14 protein-coding genes and 1 rRNA gene are annotated in these 10,504 nt (G+C 42.0%); 13 read left to right on the top strand and 2 right to left on the bottom strand.

All coding sequences use genetic code 11. The features are described from left to right. The 9 genes from BP97_RS39970 to BP97_RS0130440 form a co-directional block, all read left to right on the top strand. Positions 1 to 168: DNA-directed RNA polymerase subunit alpha C-terminal domain-containing protein (locus tag BP97_RS39970; protein WP_081824439.1), on the top strand; the 168-nt coding region annotated here is incomplete at its 5' end. Positions 169 to 207: 39 nt separating this feature from the next. Further along, positions 208 to 573 (top strand): 50S ribosomal protein L17, encoded by a 366-nt coding sequence (gene rplQ, locus BP97_RS0130475; protein WP_028552489.1) that lies wholly within the window; start codon positions 208 to 210, stop codon positions 571 to 573. 91 nt (positions 574 to 664) lie between these two features. Beyond that, a complete protein-coding gene (gene truA, locus BP97_RS0130470) occupies positions 665 to 1,441 on the top strand; it encodes a tRNA pseudouridine(38-40) synthase TruA (RefSeq protein WP_028552488.1) in 777 nt (258 codons plus the stop codon). A gap of 222 nt (positions 1,442 to 1,663) precedes the next feature. Beyond that, on the top strand, positions 1,664 to 2,101 hold the full coding sequence (gene rplM, locus BP97_RS0130465; protein WP_028552487.1) for a 50S ribosomal protein L13: 438 nt from the start codon (positions 1,664 to 1,666) through the stop codon (positions 2,099 to 2,101). Positions 2,102 to 2,121: 20 nt separating this feature from the next. After that, positions 2,122 to 2,514, top strand: a complete 393-nt coding sequence (rpsI, locus tag BP97_RS0130460; RefSeq protein WP_028552486.1) for a 30S ribosomal protein S9 — start codon at positions 2,122 to 2,124, stop codon at positions 2,512 to 2,514. A gap of 212 nt (positions 2,515 to 2,726) precedes the next feature. Next, positions 2,727 to 3,419 (top strand): phosphoadenylyl-sulfate reductase, encoded by a 693-nt coding sequence (locus BP97_RS0130455; RefSeq protein WP_028552485.1) that lies wholly within the window; start codon positions 2,727 to 2,729, stop codon positions 3,417 to 3,419. Between the two features lie 16 nt (positions 3,420 to 3,435). Then, positions 3,436 to 4,614, top strand: coding sequence for a sulfate adenylyltransferase (gene sat / locus BP97_RS0130450; protein WP_028552484.1), 1,179 nt, complete (start codon positions 3,436 to 3,438; stop codon positions 4,612 to 4,614). Positions 4,615 to 4,684: 70 nt separating this feature from the next. Next, complete coding sequence (cwlD, locus tag BP97_RS0130445; protein WP_028552483.1) at positions 4,685 to 5,440, top strand: N-acetylmuramoyl-L-alanine amidase CwlD; 756 nt, start codon at positions 4,685 to 4,687, stop codon at positions 5,438 to 5,440. 57 nt (positions 5,441 to 5,497) lie between these two features. After that, on the top strand, positions 5,498 to 6,580 hold the full coding sequence (locus BP97_RS0130440; protein WP_028552482.1) for an Mrp/NBP35 family ATP-binding protein: 1,083 nt from the start codon (positions 5,498 to 5,500) through the stop codon (positions 6,578 to 6,580). 44 nt (positions 6,581 to 6,624) lie between these two features. On the opposite strand, the gene gerD is transcribed toward BP97_RS0130440, so the two are convergent. Further along, complete coding sequence (gene gerD, locus BP97_RS0130435; protein WP_028552481.1) at positions 6,625 to 7,323, bottom strand: spore germination lipoprotein GerD; 699 nt, start codon at positions 7,321 to 7,323, stop codon at positions 6,625 to 6,627. A gap of 143 nt (positions 7,324 to 7,466) precedes the next feature. On the opposite strand from gerD, the gene BP97_RS0130430 reads away from it, so the two are divergent. Continuing rightward, positions 7,467 to 8,063 carry a KinB-signaling pathway activation protein gene (locus tag BP97_RS0130430; RefSeq protein WP_028552480.1) on the top strand — a complete coding sequence of 199 codons (597 nt, stop codon included), beginning with the start codon at positions 7,467 to 7,469 and terminating at the stop codon, positions 8,061 to 8,063. 28 nt (positions 8,064 to 8,091) lie between these two features. Here the strand turns inward: BP97_RS0130430 and pdaB are convergent, their stop codons facing one another. After that, a complete protein-coding gene (pdaB, locus tag BP97_RS0130425; RefSeq protein ID WP_028552479.1) occupies positions 8,092 to 8,880 on the bottom strand; it encodes a polysaccharide deacetylase family sporulation protein PdaB in 789 nt (262 codons plus the stop codon). A 145-nt stretch (positions 8,881 to 9,025) separates the two neighbouring features. On the opposite strand from pdaB, the gene BP97_RS0130420 reads away from it, so the two are divergent. The 3 genes from BP97_RS0130420 to BP97_RS0130410 all read left to right on the top strand — a co-directional run. Beyond that, the gene (locus tag BP97_RS0130420) at positions 9,026 to 9,637 is read left to right on the top strand and encodes a stage II sporulation protein M (RefSeq protein ID WP_028552478.1); all 612 of its coding nucleotides are present in this window, start codon (positions 9,026 to 9,028) and stop codon (positions 9,635 to 9,637) included. 186 nt (positions 9,638 to 9,823) lie between these two features. Continuing rightward, positions 9,824 to 10,042, top strand: a complete 219-nt coding sequence (locus BP97_RS41295) for a hypothetical protein (RefSeq protein WP_028552477.1) — start codon at positions 9,824 to 9,826, stop codon at positions 10,040 to 10,042. Between the two features lie 345 nt (positions 10,043 to 10,387). Next, positions 10,388 to 10,504 (top strand): 16S ribosomal RNA (locus tag BP97_RS0130410); the annotation flags it as partial.

Here is a 10,504-nt window from a genome sequence, read left to right as displayed (position 1 = left end):
GTTCGTTCTTACAACTGCCTGAAGCGCGCAGGTATTAATACGGTTCAAGAATTGATTACGAAAACGGAAGAAGACATGATGAAGGTTCGTAATCTTGGACGTAAGTCTCTTGAAGAGGTACAAGAGAAGCTCGAAGAGCTTGGACTTGGCCTAAGAATGGAAGACTAAACGTCAGGTTATAATTAAGCAGAAGGAGGTTGCACACAAATGGCATACCAAAAGTTGGGTCGTGACTCCAGCGCACGTAAAGCTTTATTTCGTGACCTGGTAACCGACTTGTTCATACATGAGCGCATCCAAACTACTGAAGCTAAGGCTAAAGAATTGCGCTCTATTGCAGAGAAATTAATTACATTGGCAAAACGCGGAGATCTTCATGCTCGCCGTCAAGTTGCTTCCTTTGTTCGTCGTGAAGCAGCAAACGAAAATCAAGACGCGATCCAGAAGCTATTCTCTGAATTGGCTCCACGTTACGCTGAACGTCAAGGCGGTTACACCAGAATCTTGAAGCTGGGTCCTCGTCGCGGCGATGCAGCGCCAATGGTATATTTAGAATTAGTAGATCGTGCATAAAAAGGATGGGAAAGGGTGGACGGGATCTCTTGATTCTGATGAAACCCTTTTTTTTGTAGCCGGAGCTTGAACTGTTTATTGGAGGACGGCCGTGAGAAATATATGCATGACTGTCAGTTATGACGGGACAGCTTACAACGGTTTTCAAACGCAGCCTAGCTTAAACACGATTCAGGATGTGCTGGAGCAGGCCGTGTTCTCTCTAACTGGAGAAAAGGTTAAATTAACATCATCAGGCAGGACGGATGCGGGGGTTCATGCAAGGGGGCAAGTCATTAATTTCTATACTGAGTCGAAGATTCCTATCGATCGATGGTGTATGGCACTTAATACTAGACTCCCTCATGATATCGTCGTAAGCGGTGCGAGAGAGGTCGATCTATCGTTTCATTCTACTAGATCAGCGGTACAGAAGACGTATCGTTACTCCATACGCTGTGGTCGTCATCCTGATTTGTTTAAACGTCATATGGAATTTTACCATCCAACTGCACTTAACACGGATGCTATGGCGGAAGGACTGAAATGGTTAATTGGTACACATGACTTTACGACCTTTTGTTCCGTTAGATCCACGAAATTGTCCCACGTTAGAACGTTATTTGATGCTAGGCTGGAATGTGAACCAATGGACCCGCAGCTTCAATCCTTTACCATTCATATATATTTGACCGGTAACGGTTTTTTATACAACATGGTTAGAATTGTTGCAGGGACCTTGATTCAGGTGGGGGAAGGAAAACGTTCAAGTGACTCGATCCGAGACATTCTAGCAGCTTACAACCGCGCTAAGGCCGGTCCAACTGCTGTGCCTCATGGACTTATGCTCTGGGAAGTATTATATAATCAAGATACAAACATAACTTGATTTGTCCTTGATTTTGTTATATAATATCACTTGGCGTTTCTTGATCGGCTAACCCACGGCCCCGGGTCAAGGAAAAGGCTAACCTTTAATCAACGATAAAAATTAATGTATGATACAGATAGATTTGATGATGGAATGACAGGTGTCTTCGCATTCATCACATGACTGTGTCGTTTCATCAAACAAGTTACAAAAGTGAACAATGTTTAGGAGGAACTATTCATGCGTACCACATATATGGCTAAGCCAAATGAAGTAGAGCGCAAATGGTACATCATTGACGCAACAGATAAAACTCTGGGACGTCTTGCGAGCGAAGCTGCTAGCATTATCCGCGGTAAACACAAACCGCAATTTACGCCTCATGTTGATACTGGGGATTTCGTAATCGTAATTAATGCAGAAAAAATCAGATTGTCTGGTAAAAAGCTGCAAAATAAAATGTACTATCGCCACTCTTTGTACTCTGGCGGTTTGAAAGTAATTTCCGCTCAAGATTTGTTGAACACAAAACCAGAACGTGTACTTGAATTCGCAATTCATGGCATGCTTCCAAAAAATCGCCTTGGCGATAGCATGAAAACGAAATTGAAAGTATATGCTGGTTCTGAGCATCCGCATCAAGCACAACAACCTGAAGTTTGGGAACTTCGCGGTTAATATAAAGGGAGGGCTGTTTTGTGGCACAAGTTCAATATTATGGAACAGGTCGTCGTAAGCACTCGGTAGCTCGTGTACGTTTGGTACCAGGTGAAGGACGAATCATTATTAATAAACGTAACCTTGATGAGTATTTTGGTCTTGAAACATTGAAATTGATCGTTAAACAACCGCTTAACTTGACTGAAACTTTGGGTAAATACGATGTTTTGGTTATTGCTAACGGTGGAGGTATTTCTGGACAAGCTGGAGCAATCCGTCACGGTATTTCCCGTGCATTGTTGAAAGCTGATCCTGAATTGCGCGGATCTTTGAAAAAAGCAGGCTTCCTGACTCGTGACCCTCGTATGAAAGAGCGTAAAAAGTACGGCTTGAAAGCTGCTCGTCGCGCTCCTCAATTCTCCAAACGTTAATATCAAGCTTTATGCTATATACAAAAACCTTTTCACTATTTCGGTGGAAAGGTTTTTTTGTTTTTTTAATCACCATTGCCTGGGCTCACCATATGATAGTTAATGGCCCAACAAAATTTTAAATTGACAAAAAGTACCCTCGCGTTATAATGATATATAATAAAACACATTTATATACTCGGAATTAAAACGATGAGAGGATGGGAAAAACCATGAATTTGTTTGAAAAGGAAAAATTAATTCAAGAAGCGGCAGAACAATTTGAAAATCAAAGCCCGGAATCGCTTATTGCTTGGGCAGTTGAGAAGTTTCCTAATATCACATTAGCCTGTAGTTTCGGGGCAGAGGATGTTGTTTTGGTCGATATGCTCCAGAAGGTAAGCCCGAAAACCGATATTTTCTACTTGGATACAAATGTGCACTTCCAAGAAACGTATGAAACACGTGACAGACTGCAGCAGCACTATGGTCTTGAGTTTGTACAAGTTCTTCCTAAGCTGACTTTGGCAGATCAAACTGACCAATTCGGAGAAGAGCTCTGGAAAAGCAACCCTACGCAATGCTGCAACATCCGAAAGGTAGATCCTCTAACGGATATTTTGAAAAACTATGATGCTTGGATTACGGGAATCCGCCGCGATCAAGCACCAACAAGAGCAAACTCGAAGAAAGTAGAATACGACACGAAATTCGGTTTGGTTAAATTCAATCCTCTTGCTTCTTGGACTTCTGAAGATGTATGGAATTATATCCGCAGTCATAACATTATTTATAATCCGCTACATGACCGTAACTATCCAAGTATCGGATGCGAGCACTGCACACGCCAAGTAGCTGTAGGTGAAGATCCTCGTGCAGGACGCTGGTCCGGATTTGAGAAAACGGAATGCGGCCTTCATAAATAAGGAGGTTTCACGAACCATGGCTGAAACAATTTGTCCACATGGCGGCACTTTAATTAACTGCGTCGCAGAAGGTGCCGAGAGAGAAAGACTATTGGAGCTAGCCAAGAACTTATACCCTTTACAAATTAATGCATGGACGATTTCCGACCTTGATCTCATCGGCGTTGGTGCTTTTTCACCGCTCTCAGGCTTTTTGGGTAAAGAAGATTACGATTCCGTCGTTGAGAACATGCGTCTGGCAGATGGGACCGTATGGAGTATTCCGGTTACATTGTCTGTAGAAGATTATGTAGCAGGGTCTATTAAGGTCGGGGAACAAGTAGCTTTAGTAGGCGAACAGGATGGCGTTACTTACGGTATTTTGAACATTCAAAGCATTTATGAGGTCAACCAGAAGAACGAAGCGGTTAAGGTCTTTAAAACCGATGACGAAGCCCATCCAGGCGTTCAGAAGCTTTTCTCTCGTCCTTCCATCAATGTTGGTGGATCGATCCAAGTGCTGAATCGTCCTAAGCCTGAGAAATTTGAGGAATTTTATTTTGACCCTTCGGAAACTCGCCGTATATTTTCAGAAAAAGGCTGGAGAACGGTAGTTGGATTCCAAACTAGAAATCCGGTTCATCGTGCACACGAATATATTCAAAAAAGCGCAATGGAAATCGTCGACGCACTGTTCTTGAATCCTCTAGTAGGCGAAACCAAATCGGATGATATCTCGGCTGACGTTCGCATGCGCAGTTACTTGGTTTTGCTGGAAAACTACTATCCGAGGGATCGTGTATTCCTTGGAGTATTCCCAGCCGCTATGCGCTATGCAGGGCCGCGCGAAGCGATCTTTCATGCCATGGTTCGCAAAAATTACGGCTGCACACATTTCATTGTAGGTCGTGACCATGCCGGCGTAGGTGACTACTACAGTACTTATGAAGCGCAAGAAATTTTCAGCAACTTTACAATTGAAGAGTTGGGGATTACTCCATTGTTCTTCGAGCACAGCTTCTTCTGCACCAAGTGCGGTAACATGGCTTCCAGCAAAACATGCCCTCACGATAAAGCGGATCACCTTCATTTATCCGGTACAAAGGTAAGAGCTTTGCTGCGGGATGGCCAATGTCCTCCTCCGCAATTTACCCGTCCTGAGGTAGCAGAGATTTTGATAGAAGGTATGAAAGAGCAGCTCGAGCCAACCAATTGATAGCATATTTGTCCACCCTGTCCCATATAGATGATTAAGAGTCTATGGGGATGTGAGGTGGATTTTTTTTATGTTTAAGAGGAGGAAAAGGGTCGTCGTATGGTTAACGATGCACAGCAGCTTGAAGCTTGTCATGTCATTTCTGCTTGTTGTTTTAATGCTGTTTATGTTTACGTACGAGCTGCCTGCGACCAAAACATGGACATATTGGACGATGCCGCTGTCCGGGAAAAAGATTGCTTTAGATCCAGGCCACGGAGGGCCTGACGGTGGTGCGGAAAGCAAGGATGGTATTATTGAGAAAGACATCAATTTGGCGATAACGATGCATTTGAGGGATTATTTGCAGGAAGCCGGCGCTATGGTCGTTATGACCCGGGAGAACGATCAGGATTTGGCCGAGCCGTCAACAAAGGGATACAGTAGAAGAAAAACGGAAGATTTGCTTGCACGGGCACAATTTATAACTCAGCAAAAAGCGGATTTATTCGTGAGTATTCATTTAAACAGTATTCCTTCGGAAAAATGGTCAGGAGCTCAAACCTTTTATTACCCTAATCATCAGGATAATGGAGTGTTAGCAGCATTAATACAGGATGAAGTAAAGAAAAATTTAAAAAATACGGACCGCGTAGCCAAACCCGTCGATAATGTGTATTTGTTAAAGACGTTAAAAATACCAAGTGCATTGGTTGAGGTTGGGTTTCTTTCCAATCCGAACGAAGCGCAAATGCTCAAATCACCTGAGTATCAGAAGAAAGTAGCGGCATCTGTCTATCAAGGTATATTGAGGTATTACTCCGGCGAAAAAGTGGGTAACTTATAAAATTGTGATATAATAATTGAATCAACCATTTTTAACTTCGGCTGGGGTGTGAAAAAATTGCTAACAAAAGAACAATTATTAGATACTGTTCGTCATCTGAATGATCCGGAATTTCAGCTAAGGTTGGCTGACTTGCAACTAATCCGAGACATTCTTATTAAAGAGGACCGGGTTTCTGCAACCGTACTGCTGTCTAATGAAGATGAAACCTATCGTGCCTATATTCAAGAGCAAATAACTTCTGCATTCCAACAAGCAGGTGCAATTGAGGTTCATTTGCGGTTTCGTCCGATGACAGAATTTGATCGTAATGAGGCGGCGCGTAAGCTTCAGGAACATGTGTCTGCACCAAGTCAGGAAGCAGCTCCTGTTCGTAATATACTGGACCCTGATTCAGGCGTACACTTTATTGCTATCGCAAGCGGTAAAGGCGGCGTAGGAAAGTCGACCGTAACGGTGAATCTGGCAGTAGCCTTAGCGCGGTTAGGCAAAAAAGTAGGGCTTATCGATGCTGACATATACGGCTTTAGCGTACCCGACATGATGGGCATTGAAGAGAGACCTCAGCTTGTGGAGAACCGTATTATACCGGTTGAACGTTTCGGGGTCAAAGTGATTTCTATGGGCTTTTTCGTTGAAGAGAATACACCCGTCATTTGGCGTGGCCCTATGCTTGGGAAGATGCTACGGAACTTTTTCCAAGAAGTCAGCTGGGGAGATGTAGACTATGTATTGCTGGATCTGCCTCCAGGTACAGGAGACGTTGCGTTGGATGTCCACCAAATGATTCCTCAAAGCAAAGAAATTATTGTTACGACTCCTCATGCAACGGCGGCTTTTGTAGCAGCTCGGGCAGGAGCTATGGCTAAACATACGAATCATGATATCGTAGGTATTGTAGAAAATATGTCGTATTATCAGTGCAGTGCCTGTGGTCAGAAAGATTTTGTCTTCGGAAAAGGCGGCGGGGCAAAGCTTGCTGAAGAGCTGCACACTGAACTGCTAACACAAATTCCTTTGGGTGCTCCGGATAACCATGTGGCAGAACCGGATTATTCTCCTTCGGTCTACAAATCGAATACGGAGACAGGCTCTCTCTATCTAGAAATGGCTCAAAAATTAATCAATAAGGTCGAATAAAATATAAAGGAGCTGTCAGATGGCAGCTCCTTTTATTTGTAAAGCTATTGCTGTTTTTTCTTCTCGCTATCGCCTTTTTCTTGTCCTTGCTCACCGCCTGAACCCCCGCCGCTGCTTCCTCCTCCGCCTTGATCCTGTCCTTTTGCTTTTGGTTGAGATTCTTCTTCAAGAACTTTTTTCATGAGATTCATCAACTCAAGTCTAAATAAGGGGCTTTGCAAAGATTCCTGCATGACCGTCTTCATTTGCTGGCGGTACTGAGGTCCTTTCATAGAATCCATGAGCATTTTCTCGAAATCAGGGTTTTTCATGGCGTCCATCAATGATTTCTGATAATCAGGATCCTTCATCAAGTCTTTTTGTAATTGCTTGGTATCCTTCTGGATAGCTTTCGCGAATTGGCCGGCGAACTTAGGATCGGTCATAACAGATTGCAAAAACTTATTGTTGTTCGTATCGGTCAGCACATCTTTGACGGCTAACTGAATTTGCTGCGAGTCGCCTGCAGAAAGCAGCTTCATCTGTCCTTCGGATTGAGAGGAGCTCGAGCCGCTGCTGCCACCACTCATTGCCGCTATAATGGCCTTTTTGCCATCCTCGGTTTTAAGGATATCAAGTACCATCGTTTTTGTATCTTTATACCCGCCGCTTTGCGATTGTGAGGCTTGTTTATCGGATCCGCAGGACGTTAAGACCCAGATGATAAGAAGGAAGGAAACAGGACGCAACCATCGCTTCGTCATTACATAAGGCTCCTTTCCAGAAAAGATTATGGCCTTAGTATTTGCCGTTAGAATTACTTTCACTCCGCTTATTTGTTGGCTTTTTTTTGTGAACGTTGGTACAATTAACTTCTGAACAGATAAAGCCGTGGGGGTAGAGTTGGGTGACGTTAAGAAAGTGGTTTTATTTATTTTGGACAACATTACTAATAGGCGCATTTAGCGCATTAGTTATCGGAATCATTTTACAAACCAATGATCAGCAGTTTAGCTTTTTAAATGGAAGTGCGGTTGGCTATAACATTGTTACTATGCTTCTTGGAGGGGCAACGATTAGCGTATTAAGTCAGATGGGCTTTTTTGCCTATTTGATTATTCGCTTTATTGCCATGGGTATTGTAAGAAGTAAATGGGTTTGGGACGTATTACAGATAGTATTAGTTATTATAACTCTTATTGACCTGGTTTATTTAAGGGATGCCAATGCGCAGGAGAGCTGGTTATCGTATACCATTTTGCCTTTACTGATGCTTATTTTGGGCTTAGGCATTGCCTACTGGAAAGTAAAGCTAACCAATCGTAACGGCTTTATTCCCACCTTGTTTTTTATGATCGTCGTTTCTGCTATCGAAGCCGTTCCTGCGCTTAGACTGGATACAGCTGCTTCGACGATATTTATGATGGTGCCTTTGCTTGCAAGTAATGCATGGCAAATATTAATCTTATCTAAAGTGTTGAAAACAAACAAAGAGCCGCTCTAACGGCTCTTCATGTTTTTGATTGAGCTTTTTATTTAATGGACTTCATAGTCTGATCTTCGACTGGAGGTTTGTTGTCAACTTGAGTCTGCTTAAGCATCTCGCTAACCGTGACGAACTCGTAGCCTTTAGCCCTTAATTGGTCAATAATAACGGGTAGAGCTTCATGAGTTTGTTTAACCGAATCGCTTGCATGCAGCAATACGATATCTCCAGGATGAGCCTTAGTAACCACTCGGTTAATGATGTTATCTACACCTTTGTTCATCCAATCTAATGAATCCGTATCCCACTGTATGACGTTGTAGTTTAATTCATTAGCAATACGCAGTACCCTTTTATCAAAATCTCCATTAGGCAAGCGAATTAAATTAGGGGTTTGTCCAGTAACGTCGCTAATAATTTGGTGTGCTGTAGTAATTTGAGATCGAATTTCCTCATCGGTATTCAAGCTGCTGTAGTTAACATGCTTATGGCCATGACTGCCTATTTCCCAACCGCCTTTGACGATATGGCTAACGATTTCCTGATGATCTTTAGCCCAAGGAGAGGATAAGAAAAAGGTTGCTTTTTTGACCCCTTTATCTTCAAGTACTTTCAAGATCGGCTCCGTTCGCGTATCGCCCCAACTAATATCGAACGTTAAAGCAATCACCTTTTTATCCGTTTGTACGCTGTAAATCGCCGCAGGTTCATTTTGAGAAAATACGGTCACATTATCGCGCTCGGAGTAAATAATGCCGATAGCAAAAATAATAGCGATCATAATAATAAAAGTTTGCTTTAATTTTTTTCCGTTAATGACATAAAAATAATTCACGAATCCTGACCTCCTTTTTGCCCAGTATGAAAGGGGCTTGTATAAACTAATTAATAAAATTGTATGCCTGGACAAGAAAGATATGCTAGAAGCTCGTACAAGTTAAACAAAAAATACAGATGTTTCAAACAGACAAGGGGGTTAGATGTTGAGAAATATGATGCTGCAATTTCGGCTGATGAAACACTATTTTATAGCATCGGCGTTAGTCTTTATTACGGGTATGGTATTGGGGATGGGCTTTTCGGATCAATTTCAATCGTTCATCGAAACACAATTGAAGGGATTGGAGCAGCTATCTCAATCGATTAATGATAAAGCCAATCCACAGTGGTCACTGTTTTGGTTGATTTTTTGGAACAATGTGTCGAAATCACTACTGATTATCGGATTAGGAGTATTCTTCGGTATACTTCCTTTATTTTTTCTATTGTCTAACGGATTACTGCTGGGCTACGTTGTGGCGGTATCTACAGAGAAGCAGTCTATTATATATGTTATTAAGGCTATCCTGCCTCACGGCATTATTGAAATTCCGGCAGTTATTTTTGCCTGTGCATTTGGCCTAAGATTAGGAGTACTTGTGTTAAAATCTTTTGGTGCCTTAACGAGCCCAACCAGGTCAACCAAATTTAAAGAGGAGTTTCGCAGTTATGCGAAAGCCTTGGTACCCGTTTTCGTCATCATTGTAGTTACTTTAACAGCAGCGGCGTTAATAGAGAGTACCTTCACTTACTGGCTTGTCAAACCGCAATAAATATTTAGCATAAAAATATCCAAATATGTGCATAACAGTAAGGCGTTCGAAATGCTTTCGACTTAGTATGCATTGAAAAAGCGCAAATCTTCTTGAGTTAACAGAAAATCGCTTTTTCGATGCATGCTTTTTTTGTGTCTGGATCAGCATGTATTTTACATAAGTTGCGGAAGGGGTATTGTGTCGATGCTCGGGTTTTTATTTAATGAAAGAGAGTGTAGAGAACTCGACTATGTTCTGAAAAAAGAATTGGATGAAATGTTATTTGATTTGAACGATAAACGTATAGATCCAGATATAAAAGGGGCAATTGAATCACGATATAGAGTGATCTTCAGAATGTATGCAAGACTTGCATCTCCTAAAGAAATATCCAAATATGCGAGGAATCGAATGCATCATTAAAAAGTTTTAATTAACGCTTGACTTAGTATAAATATATATGGTATTTTATAACTCGTTCCTTTCCAATATGATTATTTTCAATCAAGAAAGAAAGGGTCGAAAAAAAGTTTTTGAAAAAAAAGCTTGCAATCAAGTAGGCGAATGTGATATATTATAAAAGTCGCCGCTAAACAAGACGACACAAAATGACAAAGCGAAAATTACGGAAGTAATAAGGTTTTGTCGAAGAATTGTCCTTTGAAAACTGAACAACGAGTGAATGGTTTAAAGAGAATGAAAATTCTCGCTAGCATTGAATTTTGAGCTTAAGACAAGCTCTGTTATACGATCACTTCGGTGATCACTTTAATGGAGAGTTTGATCCTGGCTCAGGACGAACGCTGGCGGCGTGCCTAATACATGCAAGTCGAGCGGTCCCTTCGGGGATAGCGGCGGACGGGTGAGTAACACGTAGGCAACCTG

The sequence above is a fragment of the Paenibacillus sp. UNC451MF genome (assembly GCF_000686845.1).
Lineage (GTDB): Bacteria > Bacillota > Bacilli > Paenibacillales > NBRC-103111 > Paenibacillus_S.
This window is presented reverse-complemented; position numbering and strand designations above follow the sequence as displayed.